The 21,008-nt window shown below is 53.5% G+C and carries 23 protein-coding genes; 13 read left to right on the forward strand and 10 right to left on the reverse strand.

Annotated features, from left to right (window positions below; all coding sequences use genetic code 11):
- The first annotated feature begins 9 nt into the window (after window positions 1-9).
- Genes ACZ5FM_RS22540 through ACZ5FM_RS22550 form a run of 3 tightly spaced genes read left to right on the forward strand, consistent with a single transcriptional unit; the run spans window position 10 to window position 2,971 of the window.
- On the forward strand, window positions 10-993 hold the full coding sequence (locus tag ACZ5FM_RS22540) for a FecCD family ABC transporter permease (RefSeq protein ID WP_464041311.1): 984 nt from the start codon (window positions 10-12) through the stop codon (window positions 991-993).
- Window positions 990-2,021 carry a FecCD family ABC transporter permease gene (locus tag ACZ5FM_RS22545; RefSeq protein ID WP_312948988.1) on the forward strand — a complete coding sequence of 344 codons (1,032 nt, stop codon included), beginning with the start codon at window positions 990-992 and terminating at the stop codon, window positions 2,019-2,021. The genes ACZ5FM_RS22540 and ACZ5FM_RS22545 overlap by 4 nt, the downstream gene beginning before the upstream one ends.
- On the forward strand, window positions 2,018-2,971 hold the full coding sequence (locus ACZ5FM_RS22550; protein WP_312948986.1) for an ABC transporter substrate-binding protein: 954 nt from the start codon (window positions 2,018-2,020) through the stop codon (window positions 2,969-2,971). Before ACZ5FM_RS22545 ends, ACZ5FM_RS22550 begins: the two co-directional genes overlap by 4 nt.
- Before the next feature lie 8 nt (window positions 2,972-2,979).
- Here ACZ5FM_RS22550 and ACZ5FM_RS22555 read toward each other — a convergent pair whose 3' ends face one another.
- From ACZ5FM_RS22555 to ACZ5FM_RS22565, 3 genes are all read right to left on the reverse strand, one after another.
- A complete protein-coding gene (locus tag ACZ5FM_RS22555) occupies window positions 2,980-3,714 on the reverse strand; it encodes a sucrase ferredoxin (RefSeq protein WP_464041312.1) in 735 nt (244 codons plus the stop codon).
- A 718-nt stretch (window positions 3,715-4,432) separates the two neighbouring features.
- A complete protein-coding gene (locus tag ACZ5FM_RS22560; RefSeq protein ID WP_464041313.1) occupies window positions 4,433-5,296 on the reverse strand; it encodes a nucleotidyl transferase AbiEii/AbiGii toxin family protein in 864 nt (287 codons plus the stop codon).
- A complete protein-coding gene (locus ACZ5FM_RS22565; RefSeq protein ID WP_464041314.1) occupies window positions 5,286-5,873 on the reverse strand; it encodes a hypothetical protein in 588 nt (195 codons plus the stop codon). The genes ACZ5FM_RS22560 and ACZ5FM_RS22565 overlap by 11 nt, the downstream gene beginning before the upstream one ends.
- A gap of 440 nt (window positions 5,874-6,313) precedes the next feature.
- Between ACZ5FM_RS22565 and ACZ5FM_RS22570 the strand changes: the two genes are divergently transcribed.
- Together ACZ5FM_RS22570 and ACZ5FM_RS22575 are read left to right on the forward strand one after the other, a co-directional pair.
- The gene (locus ACZ5FM_RS22570; protein ID WP_013637268.1) at window positions 6,314-6,568 is read left to right on the forward strand and encodes a type II toxin-antitoxin system ParD family antitoxin; all 255 of its coding nucleotides are present in this window, start codon (window positions 6,314-6,316) and stop codon (window positions 6,566-6,568) included.
- On the forward strand, window positions 6,568-6,861 hold the full coding sequence (locus ACZ5FM_RS22575) for a type II toxin-antitoxin system RelE/ParE family toxin (protein ID WP_312948978.1): 294 nt from the start codon (window positions 6,568-6,570) through the stop codon (window positions 6,859-6,861). The genes ACZ5FM_RS22570 and ACZ5FM_RS22575 overlap by 1 nt, the downstream gene beginning before the upstream one ends.
- A gap of 137 nt (window positions 6,862-6,998) precedes the next feature.
- On the opposite strand, the gene ACZ5FM_RS22580 is transcribed toward ACZ5FM_RS22575, so the two are convergent.
- Together ACZ5FM_RS22580 and ACZ5FM_RS22585 are read right to left on the reverse strand one after the other, a co-directional pair.
- Window positions 6,999-7,841 (reverse strand): Pnap_2097 family protein, encoded by an 843-nt coding sequence (locus ACZ5FM_RS22580; RefSeq protein ID WP_464041315.1) that lies wholly within the window; start codon window positions 7,839-7,841, stop codon window positions 6,999-7,001.
- Window positions 7,838-8,542 (reverse strand): hypothetical protein, encoded by a 705-nt coding sequence (locus tag ACZ5FM_RS22585; RefSeq protein WP_464041316.1) that lies wholly within the window; start codon window positions 8,540-8,542, stop codon window positions 7,838-7,840. Before ACZ5FM_RS22585 ends, ACZ5FM_RS22580 begins: the two co-directional genes overlap by 4 nt.
- Window positions 8,543-8,981: 439 nt before the next feature.
- On the opposite strand from ACZ5FM_RS22585, the gene ACZ5FM_RS22590 reads away from it, so the two are divergent.
- The 5 genes from ACZ5FM_RS22590 (at window position 8,982) to ACZ5FM_RS22610 (ending at window position 11,593) form a co-directional block, all read left to right on the forward strand.
- On the forward strand, window positions 8,982-9,260 hold the full coding sequence (locus tag ACZ5FM_RS22590) for a hypothetical protein (protein WP_464041317.1): 279 nt from the start codon (window positions 8,982-8,984) through the stop codon (window positions 9,258-9,260).
- A gap of 179 nt (window positions 9,261-9,439) precedes the next feature.
- Complete coding sequence (locus ACZ5FM_RS22595) at window positions 9,440-9,694, forward strand: FitA-like ribbon-helix-helix domain-containing protein (RefSeq protein WP_464041318.1); 255 nt, start codon at window positions 9,440-9,442, stop codon at window positions 9,692-9,694.
- On the forward strand, window positions 9,691-10,110 hold the full coding sequence (locus ACZ5FM_RS22600; RefSeq protein WP_464041319.1) for a PIN domain-containing protein: 420 nt from the start codon (window positions 9,691-9,693) through the stop codon (window positions 10,108-10,110). The genes ACZ5FM_RS22595 and ACZ5FM_RS22600 overlap by 4 nt, the downstream gene beginning before the upstream one ends.
- A 561-nt stretch (window positions 10,111-10,671) precedes the next feature.
- Window positions 10,672-11,073, forward strand: a complete 402-nt coding sequence (locus tag ACZ5FM_RS22605; RefSeq protein ID WP_250983808.1) for a DUF2177 family protein — start codon at window positions 10,672-10,674, stop codon at window positions 11,071-11,073.
- 88 nt (window positions 11,074-11,161) lie between these two features.
- Window positions 11,162-11,593 carry an OsmC family protein gene (locus tag ACZ5FM_RS22610; RefSeq protein WP_312951369.1) on the forward strand — a complete coding sequence of 144 codons (432 nt, stop codon included), beginning with the start codon at window positions 11,162-11,164 and terminating at the stop codon, window positions 11,591-11,593.
- A gap of 102 nt (window positions 11,594-11,695) precedes the next feature.
- Here the strand turns inward: ACZ5FM_RS22610 and ACZ5FM_RS22615 are convergent, their stop codons facing one another.
- The 5 genes from ACZ5FM_RS22615 to ACZ5FM_RS22635 all read right to left on the reverse strand — a co-directional run bounded on the left by ACZ5FM_RS22615 (window position 11,696) and on the right by ACZ5FM_RS22635 (window position 17,645).
- Entirely contained in the window at window positions 11,696-12,745 is a 1,050-nt protein-coding gene (locus tag ACZ5FM_RS22615) for a Gfo/Idh/MocA family protein (RefSeq protein ID WP_312951367.1), read from the reverse strand.
- A 6-nt stretch (window positions 12,746-12,751) separates the two neighbouring features.
- Window positions 12,752-13,537 (reverse strand): ThuA domain-containing protein, encoded by a 786-nt coding sequence (locus ACZ5FM_RS22620; RefSeq protein ID WP_312951364.1) that lies wholly within the window; start codon window positions 13,535-13,537, stop codon window positions 12,752-12,754.
- 492 nt (window positions 13,538-14,029) lie between these two features.
- On the reverse strand, window positions 14,030-14,995 hold the full coding sequence (locus ACZ5FM_RS22625; RefSeq protein ID WP_312948010.1) for a magnesium and cobalt transport protein CorA: 966 nt from the start codon (window positions 14,993-14,995) through the stop codon (window positions 14,030-14,032).
- Window positions 14,996-15,051: 56 nt separating this feature from the next.
- Complete coding sequence (locus ACZ5FM_RS22630) at window positions 15,052-15,933, reverse strand: lipid kinase (protein ID WP_464041320.1); 882 nt, start codon at window positions 15,931-15,933, stop codon at window positions 15,052-15,054.
- A 779-nt stretch (window positions 15,934-16,712) separates the two neighbouring features.
- Window positions 16,713-17,645 (reverse strand): LysR family transcriptional regulator, encoded by a 933-nt coding sequence (locus tag ACZ5FM_RS22635; RefSeq protein ID WP_259148169.1) that lies wholly within the window; start codon window positions 17,643-17,645, stop codon window positions 16,713-16,715.
- 106 nt (window positions 17,646-17,751) lie between these two features.
- On the opposite strand from ACZ5FM_RS22635, the gene ACZ5FM_RS22640 reads away from it, so the two are divergent.
- From ACZ5FM_RS22640 to ACZ5FM_RS22650, 3 genes are read left to right on the forward strand one after another with little or no spacing between them, the layout of a single operon-like run.
- A complete protein-coding gene (locus tag ACZ5FM_RS22640; RefSeq protein WP_275642851.1) occupies window positions 17,752-18,591 on the forward strand; it encodes an ABC transporter ATP-binding protein in 840 nt (279 codons plus the stop codon).
- Complete coding sequence (locus ACZ5FM_RS22645) at window positions 18,584-19,423, forward strand: ABC transporter ATP-binding protein (RefSeq protein WP_464041321.1); 840 nt, start codon at window positions 18,584-18,586, stop codon at window positions 19,421-19,423. Before ACZ5FM_RS22640 ends, ACZ5FM_RS22645 begins: the two co-directional genes overlap by 8 nt.
- A gap of 14 nt (window positions 19,424-19,437) precedes the next feature.
- A complete protein-coding gene (locus ACZ5FM_RS22650; protein WP_464041322.1) occupies window positions 19,438-20,958 on the forward strand; it encodes an ABC transporter substrate-binding protein in 1,521 nt (506 codons plus the stop codon).
- Window positions 20,959-21,008 lie beyond the last annotated feature (50 nt).

A 21,008-nucleotide genomic window follows, 5' to 3' on the forward strand; every position in this document is an offset into this window, starting at 1 on the left:
GCGGCGGACATGTTATCCGCCAGACGTTTAATCCCTTTTACCGCACTCACGATTGTTCTTGCCATCGCTGCATTGTTGCATCTGGCACTCGGGGCACGTGCGCTTGAATGGCATGTCGTATGGGACGCCGTGTTGTCTTCTGATTACGCAAATCCACTCCACAACATTGTCCTCGATATGCGCATGCCGCGTCTCTTCAGTGCGCTGATCGTTGGCGGTGCATTGGGTTTGGCCGGTATATTGCTGCAAGGACTGACTGAAAACCCGCTTGCGGACCCGGGCCTGCTTGGCATCAACAGCGGCGCTGCGTTTTTTGTGGTTGGCGGGTTGCTGCTTGTGCCCAATATGACGCTGGCGATGATCCCGCTTCTGGCATTTTCCGGCGCTGTTGTGGCGACATCTTTTGTTCTTCTCAATGCAGGGGTAGAGCAACATCGGGCGCGGCTTATCCTTTCCGGCGTTGTCATCAGTGCACTGTTCAGCGCTTTGACATCAACCATTCTTTTGATGGATCAGCAAGGACTTGATACTCTCAGGCGTTGGCTTGTTGGTTCGCTGGCGTTCGAAACCAGCGAGGCAAGATGGCACACCTTGCCTCTGCTCATTCTTGCCTGCGGCATCGCCGTGTTCAATATTCCTGGTCTCAATCTTTATCGCCTGGGGTCACACAAGGCATCCTTGCTTGGACTGAACATTGGGCGTTTTCGTCTGTCCATTTTGCTGTCAACGGTCCTGCTTTCCGCGTCATCAGTAGCAATCGCCGGACCCATCGGCTTCGTTGGTCTGGTCGCTCCGCACGTTGGCCGATTGTTGTTTGGTAACGATCATCGCACTCTCGTCGTAGCCGCGCCACTTCTCGGCGCTCTGATGGTGGTGATCGGCGACACTGTCGCGCGCGTTGTCGTACGGCCGCTCGAACTAAACACTGGAATTGTTACGGCGTTGGTTGGTGCACCGGTATTCATTGCACTGGTATTGCGGAGGCTGAAATGATCTCTGCTCTTCACAATTCAGGTACGACCCTTAGGGACAAGCAGGCGCGCAACATCGTCGTTTTCGTCTTCATTTTCACGCTTTTGTTTGCTTTTCTATCGATCACTTTTGGCAGTTATTCGATGACGGTGGCTGACGTGGTCACCACCCTGTTGACCGGCGACGACACTGGCATACTGCGCACCATCATCTACGAAATACGTCTTCCTCGTATCTTGCTTGCCATTTTATCTGGCATGGCGATGGCCCTTTCAGGCGTTGTGCTTCAGGTGCTGACCCGTAACTCTCTAGCCGCACCCGGTCTTGTCGGGGTCGAAGCCGGGGCGGGAACAGCGGTGCTTCTGGCCATGATCGTCTGGAGATCGACTCTGACTGTCGAGTTCTATCCGTTGGCAGCTTTCGTTGGCGGTGTTTCGGTTGCGTTGCTGATAACAGTGTTGTCCTGGAATAGGGGCGTAAATCCTTTACGCCTAATTCTGGTTGGCGTCGGGATAACTGCAATTTTGAGCGCAGTGTCCGACACAATGATAACATATGGCCGCATCGATCAGGTCGAATCTGCCCTGCTGTGGCTGGCCGGCAGCCTTCGTAATGCAGGTTGGGCAAATGTGCGCGGCCAATTTGTCTGGCTGGTGATATCAGGTATGCCTGTGGTTCTGCTTTATCGTCATTTCGATCTTTTCCAGCTTGGTGAGGCAGTCGCAGGTAGTCGGGGGCTGGACATTGGCAGGTTCCACCTGGTTGGATTGCTGCTGAGTGTGATGCTGACCGCCTCCGCTGTCGCCAATGTTGGAACGATGAGTTTCATCGGTCTTCTCGCGCCGCATGCATCCCGACTTCTTGTCGGGGACCGCCATCGATTTCTGTTACCTTTAACGGCCCTTGTCGGCGCTTGTATCGTGCTGGTTGGCGACACGATCGGTCGAACACTGTTCGCGCCGTTGCAGATACCGGCTGGATTGGTCGTGGCGGTGATCGGTGCACCATATCTCCTTTTCCTGCTCTCGCGCAGAGGACATATCTCATGAGAATGCCAGCAGTATTTGTAACATTGTTATGTTTTGTGAGTGGCGCGTTCGCTGAAGCAGGTGAGCCGACAAGGATGTTCACCAACCAGTTCGGAAAAACAGAAATTCCTGTGTCACCCCGCTGCGTCGTGTCTTTGCATGATTTCAGCCTGACCACGCAATTGCTGGAGTTTGGCGTTACACCCTGCGGCTCTTCTGGCCGCAAGCGCCTATTTGAGGAAACGGTTATTCGTGGCGCATCGCAACGGTTCGATACGTCCGCCATCCGTTATGTCGGCACCCATCAGGCACCTGATATCGAGACTATCGCGGCCCTCAAGCCTGACCTGATCGTTGGCCTGTCCTATCACGCAGCCCTTCGCGATAAGCTGTCGTCGATTGCCCCAGTGGTTCTTTTGCCGGTCCACGAAAGCGGAATACTCGAATATGCTGAACAATTGGCAGATATCGTTGGCAAGCAGGCACGCTACAACGAGTTGAGCATGGAGTATCAAGGCATCGTCAGCGCGTTCAAACGCCGTGTTAGAGATCCTGCAACAATCACTGTTACGCCAATGGAGATTTATCGCGATGGTTTTCGTATCATCGGTCGTGGTGGTATGGAGCAGGTGATTTCAGACTTCGGTCTTGGTCACGTTGCAGCCTACACCAACAGCTCGCGCGACATACCCTACAGTCTGGAACGGTTGTCCGATTTTGACAGCGATGTGATCATCGACACCTATGAAGAGATGCTGAATGAAGAAGCGGAGACGAAGGCATTTCGCTCGACCGCGCAATGGCAAAATCTCTTCGCAGTCCGCAACCGCCAGTTCCTGTACCTTAACCGTAGCCGCTATGCCGAAACGATGAACGGCCTGATCGGATCCGCGACGTTACTTTTTTCGCATATTGGTGAGCGGGAAGTGCAGCGGCAAGCCGACACCGATGAGGCACCACAACCCCACTAAACCTATCATCAATCGATGGGGTTCACCGTTACAACCTGCCAGCAGTCAACCTCATCGCTTGATCCCGCTTTGATGATATCGCACCGGGTACTGACCGCAAATGGATGTCGAGCCAGTCGAACGCGCAGACGGCGCGATGACACAACAGCGATGAATTCAGCTTCGTTTCCCGTGTCGCACGAAAATTCCGCGTTTTCCTGTAAAGTCACCTCCGTTACTCCGTCGTCGACTGCGTAGGTAAGCGCAGTGTGCTCTGCTACCTGTCTTGCTGCATCAAGCGTCGGGTTGCCGCGATAGGCCGGTAGATATGGAACTTCTCCGGATAGGCTCTCCAAAAATGCAGGGACTGCTTGTGGTTCAAGCCGCCCATATCTCTGCCTTGCAGGTAAAACAACAAGGGTCGCCGCGAACCGACAACCACCCAGATGGGTCGATTGCAGCACTCGAAAATTGGCAGGATCGGCTTTTTCTTTCAATGCTTTCCAGGTGGAAAATCCGTATCTGGCACAACAGGGATCCTGTTTGCTGTCCGTGCAACAGAGTATCGTGATCCGCGCGTCAGCCTCACCATCCAGTGTCCCGCCGGCGGCGACCTTTAGTAAATTTTCTGCGGCCAGTTCCTGAGATGCGACGTGTAACATCTTTCCGTCGACCGACAATGCAATGTCATCGCCGTCAACCAGTGCAACATGCACACCCGCCTCGTTTGCTTTGACAATTGCCTCCGACAGATTTTCCGACATTTCAGCGGACTTCGTTCTGGGAACCCGCCAATGGCGGCGAGGCCAATGTAACAATGCATATCGATTTGCAGCCACGCCCGAACCCGGCAAAGGTTCTCCACGTTCAATGCTGATGTCCCGGCAAAACTGATGAGAGCTCATAGGAATTGACTTACGGGATAGTCGAGGCATCAGACAAGAAAAAATCGCGTCTCAAGTTACCGAGCACTCATAAGGCATCGTCACCGTGTGTGGGCAGTTGTACGCTCGCCCGCGAAAATCATGCACGGCTTTCCCGTTTCGTTCACATAACGGCTGTTGGCTGTCCCGCTCAGCAACATTGTCTCTCGCCAATCGGATAGGAAGTCTAACGTGGTACGTGACCTTCGTTGACGATAGTTTGGACAGAGGTGCGAATGACTCCTGAAGGCGAACATTGATATTATTGACTACCCATCAATAAAGTTAAGTAGCTGGTTCGATGCCCATCAAGGGGGGGGCTAAAGGTCGCTTGGCAATGGCGTGGACCTGAGTTGTGATCTTTGTTCAACTGTGGATTCGCGATATGAACTCCGCCATACACCGGACAATCGAAGCCGTCCCTTTGGCGCGTGTACCAATTGATCCAATAAAGATCAGCCCAACGGGAACGGTGTTGTCAAAGACGATCTGCGTATGAGGTGATGCGGGCCACGATCTCTCTCAGGGTGGGCCGGCCATGATAATATAGCGCCGACGTTCACTCGTAAGCGCGCTCGTAAAGTCCGAACGTCGCTGGGTCGGGTAGGCTGAACGCGGGATTGCTGCCGATGTCCTGATTGTCTGCCTTCGGGAAGCGCTTCTGCTTGTGGGAACCATACGCGTTCGAGCCGACGAAAGCTTGCACGTCCAGTTGGCCTAGCAGGCAGTAGACGTCGTAATAATGCCGGAGGAAATTGGCGGGGAACTGGCCGGTTTCGTGCTGCTTGCGATATTTGGTGGAGATGGTCTGGAGCTTCTCGACCAGCGTGTAGCCGGGCTCGTAGCAGGGCACGGCCAGTGCACGATTATCGATCAGCTCGACGCGCGATGCAGCGTAATCATAGGCCCAGGAGCTGATATCCTTATCGATATTGGGAGCCACCGTGTCGAACCCGGCTTCGAGCAACACGCCATCCTTGAGATCCGATTTCGTGCCCGTCGTCTCGGGGTAGTAGAGGCGGATGCCGCCACTGCGGTACGCTTCATTGTCGAATTCGGTATCGCGCTCTATTTTTTGGATACCGTCGATCGTAATGGTCTCGGCCAGCCAGTCATAGAAGGCCTTGCGGCTTTCACTATGTGCCGCCTTGTCGTGATTGGGGCCGTATTTTACCTCCATCCCCTTCGGCGGTTCGATACGGATATCGATATCCTCCGAGAAGCGGTTGATGATGCGGTATCCTTTCGAGAGCGAAGTGCCGCCCTTCAACTCGAACGCCATCTCCAACTGCTGCAGACCGTACAGGCAATGCATGATCCAATAGTCTTTTTCGACCAGCACCGGCTGCACCTTCATCTGGTCCGCGACGATGCGCAGCAGGGAAGCAAAATCCTTGTGCCTATGGAGAAAATCAGCTGGCATGCGGATCCGCTGCGATGGTGTTGAAGAATTTCCGCGTGCGCACCTTACCGTATTCCTTGGCGGCACGGGTGAGGGCGGTGCGATTGCCTTGCAGGGCACGTTCCTTCACGCGGGCCAGCACCTGATCGCGGTCCTCGGCCAACTGGTCGAGATTGTTGACCAGGTCGACCAGCAGGAATTCTTTGGTCAGGGTTTTGGGGAAGGCTGGCTTTTTTCGGAACTCGAACTCTCGGCCGCCCAGCATGAAGTTGCCATGGCGCTTATGGTTATAGACGACGGTCTTGTTATAGAGCTGCGTCGCGCCGACACCCAGGCTGTTATAGGCATTAGGTGAGGTGACGAGGTAACGGTCATCCTTCAGGAAAGCCTCGACGAGCGCGCCATCCTCCGCGGGGGCTTTGCCGAATGCAGTCTGTTTTGGCCTGTGATAGACGCCGGTCGATAGCTTGGTCAGGTACCCTTCTGCCAGTAGCTGCCGAAGATGCCGATCAACAGACGACGACCACTGGGCGAGATCCTCTCGACGGTAGACCTTGCCGGACCGTAGATGCTTTTTCAGTTCCTGCAACTTCGTCATGGGATAGCTCCTGCACTCACTATAACGATATATGGTCGTGAATGCAATTTTTTCCAAATTTCATGCAAATATTGGCCGCAGTTCAGCATCTATCTTAATGAAATAATTGAATTATATAGGGGGAAATTCCGAAATAAATCTACTACTCGAATATCGAAAATCCCGGAACTGACTGGCCCTCCGGAAGGTCATGGACGATAGCCGATGCAGATATGCGAACCACCTAAAATGTTCCCCATGGCTGAGGCGTAACCGTGGCAGGTAGAGAACATGCACTATTACACCATGTAATTTTGTAACCCATTGAAGAATTGATGTAAATCAGAAGAACTGTCACTGGTCGTCAGTTCGAATCAGTTCAAGAGCTGTAATTGCGACCTCATCATTAGTTTGACAAACTTTGCCATCGGCGAGTATGTTGAGGCATTAAGGAGACTCGAATGGCGACGATGAATGTATCCCTGCCAGACCCCATGAAAGATTGGGTTGAAGCACAGGCCAAGACTGGTCGATACTCGAATGCGAGCGATTATGTCAGGGACCTGATCCGCAGAGACCAAGCGCGTACGGATAAGATTGCCGAGATGCAGCGATTTGTCGACGACGGGATCAGAAGCGGAGTTGGGAGCCGTTCAACGGAAGAGTTGTTTGCTTTAGCCACTTCTCGAGCTGACATCAGCCGCGGACGCGCTTAATGCCATTTAGCCTATCTGTCCAAGCGGAAGAGGATATTATTTCCATTGCAGAAGAAGGCATCCGCATCTTCGGAGCACTAGTCGCCAGACAATATCACGATGAGCTTTTTGCCTTGCTTGAGCTCATCGCCACCAACCCAAGAATGGCACGCGAACGCCATGAGATTTCTCCTCCTGTCAGGATCCATCCTTTCAAAGCTCACCTTGTCGTGTACCGCATCATTGAAGACGGGAGCGTATTCGTCATCCGCATACGGCACGGCCATGAAGATTGGGCGGGAGATTCTTTCTAACCAACCACTTCGCCGAATTTATAACATATTGGTCGTAAGTGCGAATCTCATCAAGAGCTAGACTAAGCAAGACGTTATCGCATGAGTTGCCCTATCAGCATTTGAAGCCGACATTTCTTTTCGACCGCGTCGCGTTGTTAAGCGGTTATAGAGCTGTCGTTCCCACGGTCAAAACGTACGCGCATCAACGCCAAAGGTCGACAGTCTTGACCGTTCAGGAAGACTTCATACCCAGAAGGCAGCTTCTTGAAGTTGATCTCCATCCATTCTCCCGGCTCTACATTACTTAGATAAACTACATTCCGTGAGGCGATCATCCCGGTATGCGTCTCTCCTGCTTGGAACAATCCCCGGTCAGCTAAAGCGCTGTAGCTCGGGAAATAAAGAAGTCTGGCGGCATTGAAGTCTGTGGCCGGGCACGGCAGGACCATCTGTGTCTGTGACATCCCGGAGATTTTAAAATGGTTGTTGCGAATGTCTCGCGTGGCGGCCGAGGCCATCTCGTCAACGCGACGAACCGTGAGGGGCGCCTCGGGCGGCATCGCTAGCGCTCGCGGGCTCCGCCGGACGACAGATCGGTTGATCCGCGGTTCGGAACGTCCCACAAAGGTCGAGACCAAAATCATGCGGCCTACAATATCGCCGCCAGCGGTGACGCGGATAAGTGACGCCAGACGCCCGTGGCCGACGCGGTAGAGATCCGCAGCCAGTGTCATCTCCCCGCCCAGATGGGGAAGATGAGGTCTTACGAGCTGCAAGCTGGTCGCACAAAAAGCCGCATAAAGTGGTGCGCCCTCTGAGCAAGTGAAAACAGCATCCCGCTGTCCCGTGGCGCGCGCGATGAGCCGCCAGTGCAAATCACCGGCGCGTCGCTTGAGCCATTGCTCCGAAATGCCGCTGTAGCCCATTTCCGCCATTCCTAGCACGTGGCATTCGATTAGCTCCGACCCCTCGTGCCTGGCGAGCTGAACAGTGCTCATGCAGCCAGCCTGTTCTTTTGGAGTGCTACTATTTGTTCGGCGAGATACCGGCTGTCCTCGTCGATGCCAAGAAATCGGCCGGAGCCCCATGTGTTCAGCCAGCCAAGACCAATAAAATACAGACCAGGTGCATCGGTTACACCGCGACGGAACACCGGCTTGCCTCGCTGATCCAGGCAGTCGACCTTCAGCCACGAATAATCCGGGCGGAAACCGATCGCCCAAATGATCGACGTTATGCCTGCCTCCGTCAGATCAACTTCGGTGATTTCTTGAGCGGGACGCCAAACCTTTTCAAATGGGGGCTCCTCTGGAGCACTAATTGCGTGTGTGGCGATCCAGGCATCGATCTGCTTGCGTATACCCAGGTAGCTCTGATCAGCATCATCAAGGTTCTTCTCGAGGTCGGGCAGGAACATGATCGTTGTGCCGGAACCACCCGCGACCGATCCGTATAGCCGAACGCCCTCCAGGACGTATTTGCGCAGATCGATCTCCTTCCCACCGTCTCGGCCAGACATGTAATGGTTCGTCTGGGTGAGCGCTTTTACAGGATCGGGATGGCTATCGATCGTGACGGCATATGTGCCGGCGTCGTAAAGCCAATCTGTCGCGTCGCGCCCGCGGTATTTGCGCGGGCTGCGCGGAGCGGGGCCTACTGCCAGGTGCACTGGACGACCTTCCAGATGAAAGTCGTCCATGATCTGCACGCCAGATTGCCCTGTGCCCACAATCAAGGTTCCGCCATCTGGTAGTTGCGAGGGACGCCTGTAATCGCGCGAGTGCATCTGTAGGATAGAAGCGTCCAGATCTGCGAAGGCATCGCATTGGCGCTGGTCACTGCACCGCTGAGCGGCTTAGCGCAGTCCCAGGTCTCGAAAATTGTTTCGCAACCAACGACTTCATCTCTAATTGCGGAGCGACTTGCGACGGGCAATTTTGGAGGTGCTTCTGCGCTCGCTCCTGAGGTTCCGCCACCGACACTTCTCGCAAGTTACGGTGAAGCGTTTGGCACGCTTACGCTATGCCTGGCCGCCGTCACACTCATAACGGCGGTGGTCGTATTCGTCTCGTTGCGGCGACCGGCAGTCGCCCAAGGGTGAGTGCCGCAGTGGCGCGGCCTCACTGGACACAAGTTGGGTGAAAGCCGCGCTGCTACGATTGGACAGAAATCCCTTTGTGCCAGCTCCTTTAGGCGACCGATGTCCATCGTCAGAAGATGGAAATTACGGCGCTCCCATAGGCCGTTTCAAACCCGGTGAGACCTACAGCATGCACGAAGTGCGTGACGAGTTTGTTCTTTTCGGTCCGGGAATATGCCGTTTTTTCAAGGGCGAAACAAATATTGTGCTCAACCGTCATCCATTCGAAGAGGCTGTAGGCATGGAAGTCGAAACTCCTGTCGCGTTGCGGATCTGACAGCTTGCCCAAATTATTGACTAAAACTCAATCGGCTCTGGGAACGCGGGCTCACGTCCCCTCAAGCGCATTAAATTTAGACAGACATGGTGTCACTCCTCGTTAAGGAACGCCTTGAAGTTTGGCATCACTCTACATATATTGACATCAAAGCAATCATTTTTCTGGAGGTGATATCAATGCCTGCGGTCACCATTCGAAACCTTTCTGACGAAACACATCGTGCACTCCGGGTGCGAGCTGCTCATCATGGCCGGAGCACCGAAGCAGAGATCCGAGACATTATTGAAGCCGCTGTTCGTCCCGCTGAACGTGTTAAGCTCGGTTCCTTGTTGATGGCCATTGGTCGCGACGCCGAGCTTACCGACAGCGACGTTGAAGTCCTACAGACAAGTCGCGATAAGACACCTGCCGAACCAAAGGCTTTTGAATGATCTTGCTGGACACCAACGTTGTATCCGAGCCTTGGAAACCTGTTCCTGACGAAGCAGTAATTGCCTGGTTGGACGCACAATCTATTGAAACGCTTTTTCTCTCCACAATAACCGTTGCTGAGCTTCGCTTCGGGATTGCTGCTATGCCTTTAGGGAAACGGCAGAATACCCTTCGCGACCGCCTTGAGGGTGAAGTGCTGCCACACTTTTCCGAGCGCGTCCTCTCCTTCGATCTGGCTACTTCTCAGTCTTATTCCGAGCTGATGGCGCGCGCTCGCGTATCTGGGAAAGCGATTGGCACCGCTGATGGCTACATTGCAGCTACGGCGGCAGCAAATGGCCTCGCGATTGCAACTCGCGACACAAGCCTCTTCGAGGCTGCTGGGCTGAAGGTGATCAATCCCTGGTCCAAGTGACTACAGTGTGCGTGTAGGTATCGTGAACTCAGATCCCATCAAGGCGAGATATTCCCCGCTTGCTATCCGGCCTTCAAGGGGAGGGTCGATCTATCTGTCGTGATGAAAACGGACCCGCATCAAAGCCAGTAGTTTTTCATCCGCGCCAAATCGAGCGACATCATGTCCCCACTTCAGCCTTCGGAAGTTAATATCCGTCCACTCTCCCGGCTCCACATTGCCAAGATAGACTACCACCCAAAGACACTTCTCCATCACGAGGCCTGGATCAAAAAACCTGTTAGCCGAACGTGCATTTGCAGGCCGGGCGGAGCTCCGCGGAAGCACCATCATAAAAAAGTGTGATGACCTGGACTGCAGATCGTCCGCCTCAGGTCACAAAACGCCCGCCACTTGGTGAAGAAGGTCGGAACAGGCCGACATTTCGTGGGGTCAGGGTGTGAATACTGGAGGTAGTCACATGTTACTCAACGTACTGCCGAGTTGACGCCACGAAGCCGGAACAAGTCCGACGCTGTTGTGTTCTCTAGTAGCTGAAACAACCTGTCAGGATGTCGACGAATGAAGCTAATCGGTCTTGCTTACGCTGGAACTCTGATTTCCTTTCTTTTGATAGATGCCATTTGGCTAGGTTTTGTAGCGAAGAACTTTTATCGGGACCAACTTGGCCACTTGATGCTTCCCAAATTGAACTTTGCAGTTGCGGCTATTTTCTACGCGTTTTTCGCGGTGGCAATCGTCATTCTCGCAGTTCTTCCCGGACTTGAAGCTGGCTCACTTTGGGTTGCCATTTGTTACGGAGCGGTGCTTGGATTGGCCGCCTATGGCACTTACGATATGACGAACCTCTCCACCATCCGCGGGTGGCCAGTGTTGATGAGTGTCGTCGACCTCATTTGGGGGACAATGCTGACTGGCGTAGCCAGTGCCTGCGGTTACCTAGCTGCACGTCATTTTGGATAGCTGAGACGTGTCTTAATTTCTGCATTACAAACCTACCGGCCGGCCACTCGGCGTCAGCTAATTTATCAAACCTAAGGAGAACATTACTATGGCTATACAAAAGAACGGTTCGGCTCACTGGAAGGGCGGCATCAAGGACGGAAAGGGCGAAATATCGACAGAGAGCGGCGCTCTTAGTTCGCATCCTTACGGGTTCAACACTCGCTTTGAAGGTGTAAAGGGAACGAACCCAGAAGAGTTGATCGGTGCAGCTCACGCAGCCTGCTTCACGATGGCCCTCTCCAAAATGCTTGGAGAAGCCGGATATACTGCGACCGATCTCGATACGACGGCCGTGGTCACCCTTGACAAGGTCGGTGAGGGTTTTGCGATCACCGAAATCGCCTTGACGCTCCGTGGTTCTGTTCCAGGCGCCGATTACGCCGTCTTCAGCGAAATCGCGAATAAGGCCAAGGAGGGCTGCCCGGTTTCAAAGGCTCTGTCTGCAGTGCCAATTACCTTGGAAGTGTCTGTGTCATAACCAAAATTCCTTTTTGACAGTGGAAGCGGGTATGAAACCAGCTTCCACACTCTTCACTGGCGGTTTTGGATAATCCCGATTGAACGGGTTAACTTTCAGTTGCTACGGGATAACGCTAAGTTCACGTCGCTCCCGGTCAGTCACGATTGACAGATCAAGTATTTTTTGGAGGTTCGCGGCGTGTCGAAACGTAGGATCCGCCATCCCTCCGTCCATGACGATTGATGCAAACTTTTCATAGTTGGTGGGTACGGGCTCTACTTGGAGGTCTCTCCAGATGGCCTTGTCCACATCGTCGCCCAGACAACCGCGGAGCGTGGAGTAATCGGGAGTGTGAATGACTTCCAGGGCTCCCTGGTCACCGTGAAGACGAAGACGCAGTTCATTTAGGTGACCGGTTGCCCAGCGTGTTGCGTGGATTACACCCATGGCTCCATTTTCAAATTCAGCCGTCATGGTGAAGCTGTCATTGGCATCCAGATCGTAGGCGTCTATTCTGTTGCCTTCATATTTATCGAAGGTCTTCAAGCGCGTGAAAATTCGCTCCACGTCGCTGCCTGCTCCGTACGATGCGAAATCGAGAATGTGGATGCCGACATCACCGAGTACACCGTTAGAGCCATGTTTGGTGGAAAGACGCCACAACCATTTGCTCTCCGTCATCCAATCACCCCAGGCTTTGGATACAAGCCAGCTCTGAAGATAGGAAGCTTCGAGGTGCCTTAGCTTACCGATCCGGCCTTCCATCACCATCTGCCGTGCCGCCTGAAGCGGCGCGACGTCGCGGTAGGTCAAATTGACCATTCCGATAAGCCCCGCTGTTTCGGCGGCCTCCGCCATTTCCGCGGCCTTTGCGTAAGTTTCCGCCAGCGGCTTTTCGCAAAACACATGTTTACCAGCAGCGAGCAGCTTCAACGTCGTGGGGTGATGGATCGCATCCGGTGTGACATTTGCCGCTGCGTCAAATTCACCCCAGGCCAACGCGTCGTCGAGCGATGTGAAGGTGAGAGGAATATTATGGCGCAAGGCAAAGGCGCGAACGACGACGTCATCAACATCGACCGCCGCAATCAACTCCACTCCTGAGATCTGCGAGAAATGCATGACATGGCTGTTCGCCATTCCACCGGTTCCAAGAATAAGAAGCTTCATAATTGATTACCTGTAACCTGCTTCACCCGCCTTGTGCAGTTTGGGGCCACGTTCCTCGATTGGCTCGGGTGCCTGATCGACGGGGACGTTCGGCGCATCGTGGATCGTCTTTAACGCGCCTGACGGATTATATGCCCACTTGACCGCATTGCCGATCACCTTCTGGACATTGGAGTCGTGATAGGTGGGGTAGGTTTCATGACCCGGTCGGAAATAGAAGATGTTTCCCGCGCCCCGCCGCCAGGTTAGGCCGGAGCGGAACACCTCACCACCCTGAAACCAAGAGATAAACACCGTTTCTAACGGTTCTGGGACCGAGAACTGCTCACCGTACATTTCCTCGTTTTCAAGCTCGAAATGTTCCGGCAGCCCTTTTGCAATGGGGTGACGGGGATTGATGGACCAGACACGTTCGCGCTCGCCGGCCTCGCGCCATTTCAGCGCGCAAGGAGTGCCCATCAGGCGCTTAAACGGCTTGGAAAAATGACCGGAGTGAAGAACGATTAAGCCCATGCCTTCCCACACGCGTTTCACCACACGTTCGACGATTTCGTCCTCAACCGCTCCGTGATCCTTATGTCCCCACCAGATAAGGACATCCGTCTGATCAAGCCTTGCCTGCGGCAGGCCATGTTCATTTTCCTGAAGGGTGGCAGTGGTCGCAGTGATATCTGAATGCTTGTTGAGGGCTTCGGCTATGGCGGAGTGCATGCCGTTTGGATAGATCGAGCCAACAGTTTCATTGATATGCTCATGAATATTCTCGCCCCAGACGACTGTATTTATTTGCATTTAAACGTTCCTTGATGAGTTGGCTCGCAATTTGACACCGGTAAAAGAAGGCTCGGTAGTCATTTCGACTAGTCGATAGATCACGATAATTGGTCATCGACCGTGAAACGTCGGTGTCCCGACTGCTGGTCTTCCTACACGGCGTACAAAATCCAAACTCAGCAGTTTACGATAAGTTCCGCAAACACAGGATCGGCAGACACCTTAGTAAGGGTATGCGGGTGCGGCTCACGTATGCTCAACTCATCCCTCTGTCGGGGCTGAACCGCAGTCACCTAACTCCGATCGCTGGGCCTCCGAACCGACTCCTTTCAGAAGCTTATAATTTACAATAATCACTTTTGACCCAAACCCGTCATCTAAGAAGCGCAAGATGCCGAAGACGTATTCTAGATGACGCACCTGAAACTTAACTTCACGAAGGAAATGCGTGCTTTATGACAGCATCGTCAAATTTTGAAAGTATTGGTCTACAGTCTGCATCTGTAAGGTTCAGAGCCAGCCGCTTTTACGGAAACGGTAATAGAGGGTGCTGCACAAGACGATAATGACGCAGATGACAGCTGGATAGCCGAACTGCGATTTCAGTTCCGGCATATATTCGAAGTTCATGCCATATATACCGGCAATGGCTGTCGGAACCGCCAGTATCGCGGCCCAGGCGGCGAGTTGCCTGGTGATGGCACCCTGGCGTTGTTGTTCCAGCAAATTTGACGCTTCGAACACCGACGTCATGATTTCGCGCAGACCACCAACGAGGTTTTCAACACGACGCATGTGATCATAGACATCCTTGAAATACGGCCGTGCGTCATCATCGACGCAGGGCATATCGAGGTGAGAAAGTTTGCCTGCAACTTCGGCCATCGGGCCAAGAATGCGCTGGAATTTGATGACCTGTCTGCGCATGCGGAAGATGCGCCTGATTTGTTCGGGCTGAAGGAAGGAGACAAGGACATGTTTTTCCATGTCCAATACCTTGTCTTCCAACGTTTCGACCATTGGGAGGTAACCGTCGACTATGAAATCCAGAATGCCGTGCAACACATAATCGGGGCCGTGGCTCAAGAGCTTCGGTGACTGCTCGAGTTGACGCCGCAGGTTCTGGTGGGATCTGGCTGAACCATGCCGAACCGAGATCAGGTGGTGCCTGCCCACAAAGATGCAGGTTTCTCCATAAGCAATCTTGTCGCCTTCGAGATGAGCGGTCTTGGCAACAACAAACAGCTGCTCGCCATAAATATCGACTTTTGGAACCTGCTTGCCATTGATCGCGTCCTCCACCGCCAGCGAGTGAAGACCAAACATCTTTTGCAGGCTTGCCATTTCCTCAACGCTTGGATCTGTCAGGCCAATCCATGCGAAGTCGCCATCGCTTGCTTCGAAAACCTCATCAGTCAGCGCGATTTCTTCGGCACGCACACCGTTTCGATAGAGGTAAGAGCCAACAACTGTCATGAATGGTCCGATCTAAACTGGCAGCTGGAATCGCGACGGGCATGCCATTTTGGTGTTTATGGCACAAAAACCTTGATTGCTTTTTCGAAAATAGCAAATTCGACAGGTGTTTGTGTCTTCAGTTCGCCATCAAGGTTTACGGGGCGGGGTCTGCTCGTTCTGATCGTCAGTGCCTTGGTGGAAAAGGCGCGGACATCATGCCAGTTTCCATGAGTGCCACGCCGGATCGCGGGAAGCAGGCCAAGCAGGCGCCACCAATGGTCCACTTCAAGACTATAAAAATCGAGCATTCCATCCGTTGCGGTGGCGTCCGCATGCACAGACATGCCGCCGCCATAGAACCGGCCGTTTCCGACAGAAACCTGCAGGGTCTTGAGAGTTTCTACCTTTCCGTCGTGGTCGAGATCGGCGGTAAAAAGCTGTGACTTCGCCAGTAACTGGGCGGCAACGATCGCATACCCCAACTTACCCCACCGCTTCTTTGCATCCTGGGTCAGCGATGCCGCGAGGTCAGCACTGAAACCGATGCTGGCAACGTTGAAGAACGCATGCCCATTGGCTGTGCCAAGATCCACATCGATGGTCCGGCCACGAGAAATCACTTCAATCGCTGCACGAAGATCCTGCGGAATGCCCATCGTCCGGGCAAAGTCGTTTGCTGTCCCAAGAGGTAGAACGCCCAAAGGCAATCCGGCTTCCAGCAAACCCGGTGCTGCGTTGTTGAGACTGCCGTCACCACCGCCAATAACAACAAGATCGACGCTGTCCCGATGAGACGCGATAGCCTCCGATGTGTTTGTGAAATCCTGTGATGGTTCAACCACATCAAAGCCAGTCTGAAGGAGCAGTTGGCGTGCCTGAACAAGGCTATCACGCCCACGTCTGGCGTGGGGATTAATCAGGAGTAGTGCTCTTTTTAAGCGTGTTTTATCTATCATGGTCTCTATGCTCATGCGTTTCATATGTGTGGTGCACCACAAAACCGCAATGAGCACCGACGTCGTTGAGACCAACTATGCGATAAACTAGATGCCGACCTGCTCTCCCAACTCACTGACGCGGTTAGGTGGAAGTGTTTCCGACATTGATATGGTGGAGGGATTAGCAGCACTCAATGAAAAGAGTAAGGAAGATCACGGTGGACATATACATTGGCTTTCGCATTAGGGCGCGATCCTTGCTATTCCGAGATAGTGCAACTTGGCACCCTGGGTGTGAGATCGGTCCTGATCACACATCCTCGTCCGTGCATGTCTAGTCTGCATGCCTTCAACCGTTTGGGTAGCGTTGATTACGGCAGTGAGGGTATTTCGCCATTTTTGACGACTCATCAATCGACTTTGTGACTGCAGGACGAATCCTTTCAAGGCGAAGAACTCGCATGCGTCTTGCGAGCTCTCCTCTAACGCTGGGGTCGAGCTCATGCGTAGACACTTTGCTCAACTTAGCCAGTTATTCGCGGTCGGCGGCCAGCATCGGCCGGGTTGCGCTATTGAACTTTAGCAGGATGAGCCAAGTTTCCATTCTGGGTTGGTTCAGGAAATCGAACGTAACCAATCGTCAGAAAACAACTGTTTCGGTTTTGACGGATTACTGACAATGGAAAACAGGATATCACTGATCCGGCAACCAACACGTGGTGCTATGATCGCTGGCATGATTGGCTCACTCGGATCGGCCATGGAAAGCTGCTACGTTCCACGTCCCGCAAGGGCGATCAGACGAGAACCTCGCAAGTCAATCCTTTTCCTTTCAGTTCATGGCAGAAGGCTGTGATCGATTTGCGCAAGATTGCCTCGAACTGCAGAACCAAACGCGAGACAGGACGATTGCGGGAGTAAAGCATGGCAAATGTCAAAGGCACGTCTCGTTCGTAAGGTACTGCCACGACCTGCCCAAGCGGATCGAACGGCAGAACCAACGGATGCGCAAAAGCTATACCCATGCCGCATTGAACCATATGGAGGGAAGCGACCGACTGGTTTGTCGTTAGTATCTGGAAACTCTCGACTTCAGTTCTCAAGCTTTCCCGCAGCACAAAACCGGGGGTCGTCTGCGCGCCGTGAACAATGATGGTTTCATTTTCCAGATCACCTGCAGTGATGATGGATTTTGAGGCAAGGGGATGTCCGACCGGTACAAGGCACACCATAGACATTCGGAGCAAAGGCTGGACGGCTACACCCGCCTCGTCCAGTGGCATGAACGCAAAGCCGATATCGCAATATTCCTGACGGATCTGCCTGACGACATCACTTGCGGTATAGACCTCAAGCCGCAATCTGACTTGACTGCGTTCTGCCCGAAAAGCTCCAAGTGCGGTTGGCAGGATTCTGGCCGTAAAGGACGGCACTGAAGCAATCGACAGTGCGCCCGCCCGCATATCCTTAAGTTCTTCGGCTTTTCCCCTCAACGTCGCCATCTGCGCAAAAAGCCGCTCTACATCCGGCAGAACATTATTTGCTTCGATTGTCAGACGCGTTCTGCCATTCGAGCGGACGAATAACGCAAATCCAAGCTGCGCCTCGAGTTCCTTCAGCGTCTGACTCACTGCCGGTTGTGAAACACGCATCAACCGCGCTGTTTCCGTTACGCTCTGGGTCCGGGCGAAGAGCCGAAACGTCTCCAGCTGACGTATCCCGAGGTTCATAATCTTTTCCTTATGTCACTATAGAGCTTTTGTATTAGTTCTAATGTTAAAACTCTGCAATTCTCAATCTCGGGAACATAAGAGCATAAAGCAGGACCGGAACACGTTGGATAATATCCTTGAAATAAAAGGCCTTGAGGTCGACATCGCCATGAAGGCGGGCATTCTTCATGCCGTCCGGGGCGTGTCATTTTGCATCGCCAGTGGAGAAACCCTCTGCCTCGTTGGCGAATCGGGTTCCGGAAAGTCACTCACGGCACTTTCAATCCTTGGTCTATTACCGCCAAACGCATCCCGCCGTACGAACGTTGCGACTTTTGTCGGACAGGATATCGCGCATTTGTCGGAACGGCAGATGCAGGATCTTCGCGGGCGATCCATTGGAATGATTTTCCAGGATCCGATGATGGCCTTCAATCCGACAATGACGGTCGGAAGGCAGTTGGAGGAAGTGTATCTGCGCCATATCAAACAGGACAAGAAAGCCGCCCGTGCGAAAGCTGTCGAACTGCTGTCGCGCGTTGGAATGACGGAGCCTGAAGGCCGGATGACGCAGTTTCCCCATCAGTTATCCGGTGGACTTCGCCAGCGTGCGATGATTGCCATGGCGTTGATGTGCGAACCGAAACTCTTGATTGCCGATGAGCCGACCACCGCGCTCGACGTGACGATGCAGGCTCAGGTGCTGTCTTTGCTGAAGTCCGTTCAGGCTAGTTTTGGCGTCTCCATTCTGTTCATCACCCACGATCTTGGGGTGGTGGCGGCGATTGCCGACAGGGTTGCCGTCATGAAGGCCGGGCAGGTCGTGGAAATTGGTGACGTCTACCAGGTTCTGAAAAGCCCACGCGACGATTACACCCGAGCGTTGATTGCCGCAGTTCCGAAAGCCAAGCCGCTAATTGCGTCACAAGCACGCAGTGTCATTGGGAGTGTGGGTCATGTTTGACAAAGCCCGCAACATTTCCATGGAAACAGCGATGGCTACCCGCGAATTCGCGATCAATGGCAAGAAGCAGCCGTTTGTTGCAGTAAATGAAGTCAGTCTCAGGTTGTACGAAGGAGAATCGCTTGCACTTGTCGGAGAGTCCGGTTCCGGCAAAACAACACTTTCACGCATGATGCTAGGACTTCTGGAACCCACACGCGGTGACGTTCAGGTATTCGGGCGCGATATTTCGACTTATTCCCGTTTGCAGCTTGCGGCGCTGGTGCAGCCGGTTTTCCAGGATCCCTATGCCTCCCTGAATCCGCGCAAGCGTCTCTTGGATATTATATCGATGCCGCTTCGGGCGGCACGCAAAGTTGGTCACGATGAAACGCGGCATCGTGTTGAAGACCTGTTACGCAAGGTTGATCTTCCTGTTTCCTTTGCCGAGCGGTTTCCACACGAACTTTCCGGAGGTCAGCGCCAGCGTGTTGCGATTGCGCGTGCGCTCATCAATCAGCCACGAATCCTTGTCTGTGATGAGCCGACATCGGCACTCGACGTCTCAGTACAGGCCCAGATACTCGAGCTTCTAAAAACACTTCGGGTAGAGATGAACCTCTCCTACCTAATCGTGACCCACAATATCGGTGTCGTAGCCGAATTGTCCGACCGTGTGGCCGTCATGTACAACGGGCGTATCGTTGAGGATGGCCCTGTTGACGATGTTCTGTCGTCACCCACTCACGACTACACCAGACGGCTTCTCTCGGCTGTTCTGCCGGTAGACCCGGATCTTGCTCGACCGCTTGTGTCGCCAGATTTTATTCCTCCCCAAACCAGCATATCTTGAATCGGAGATACTCCATGTTGAATTTAGCTCGAAAGAGTACCCTTGCTCTTTTTGCCGCAAGCATAGCCTTCACGCCTGTAGCTGCTTTCGCTGGCAAAGATGACGATACCCTAGTTGCCGCGTTCCAGGCCAAGCTCCCAAGTCTGGACCGCTATCATTCGCCCGGCCGCGAGGGATTTCTCCTTGGTTTGCTTGCCTATGATGCGCTTGTTTATCGCGATCCGAATACCTTCGAGCTGAAGCCCTTGCTGGCAACTGCGTGGAAGCAGGTGGATGACAAAACCTGGGAATTCGACCTGCGTCAGGGCGTGAAATTCCACAATGGCGATCCGATGACCGCCGAAGATGTTGCCTACAGTTTCATGTATGCCGCCGAGCCTGAAAACAAGGTCTTCAACCGTATGACCGGTGGCTGGATTGAAAAGATCGAAATCGTCGATCCTTTCAAGGTTCGGGTGGTTGGCAAGCAGGTAACACCACTGGCTCTGGAATACATTATTCAGCTCCCGATTGTACCCAAAAAATACCGGGAAAGCGTTGGCTTGCAGGGATTTGCCGAAAAGCCTGTGGGTACGGGTCCTTACAAGATCAGCGGCGGTAGCGGCAACGATGTGATCTTCACACGTAATGACGACTACTTCGAAGGCGGTGGCAAGAACAAGCCGCACATCAAGACCTTGGTGTACCGGGCAGTTCCGGACGTGAACACACAGGTTGCCGAGCTCATCAGTGGCGGCGTTGACTGGGCTTATTACATTCCGGCTGATCAGGCCGATCGCCTGAAGATGATGCCGATGGTGGATGTGGTGAATGCAGACACTTTCCGTATCGGCTTTCTTACTCTGGACGCTGCTGGGCTTTCCGACGCGAAAAGCCCTCTCAAGGATGTTCGTGTTCGTCAGGCTATCGCTCATGCGGTTAACCGCGACGCCATGGCAAAGTCGCTGGTTGGCGGGGCCTCCAAGACAGTCCCTTCGGCGTGCACTCCATCGCAGTTCGGTTGCTTTGCCGATGTCACGCAATATGGATATGACGTCGAAAAGGCTAAAGCTCTGATGGCTGAAGCCGGATATGCGGATGGTTTCGATATCGATATCTACGGTTATCGCAGCCGCCCTGTCGCGGAGGCCATCATCGGTTATCTCGGTGCCATTGGCATCCGTGCCAACCTTCATTGGCTGCAGTATTCGGCCGTCATCCAGCAGCGTCGCGATCACAAGACTCCAATCGTCATCGATGACTTCGGTTCGGCGGGTGTAAATGACGTGGGCGCCATCCTGCCGTTCTTCTTCGCTGAATCCCCGGATGATCAGTCGCGTGATCCAGTCGTGACGCAAGCGGTGAAGGATGCCGGTGCGATTGCAGATCCTGAAAAGCGCAAGGAGCTTTATGCAACCGCTCTGAAGCAGATTGCAGATCAGGCCTATTGGGTGCCGATGTTCAGCATGCCGGTCAACTATGTGACGGCAAAAGATGTGACGGTTCCTGTTCCGGGAGACGAGAACGTCGAATTCTGGCGCGCCACTTGGAAATGATTATCTTTTCGCTCCGGCGCCACGACTGCCGGAGCGGAGTTTCGCATAAG

It is taken from the genome of Agrobacterium sp. 5Ca50 (genome assembly GCF_055381905.1).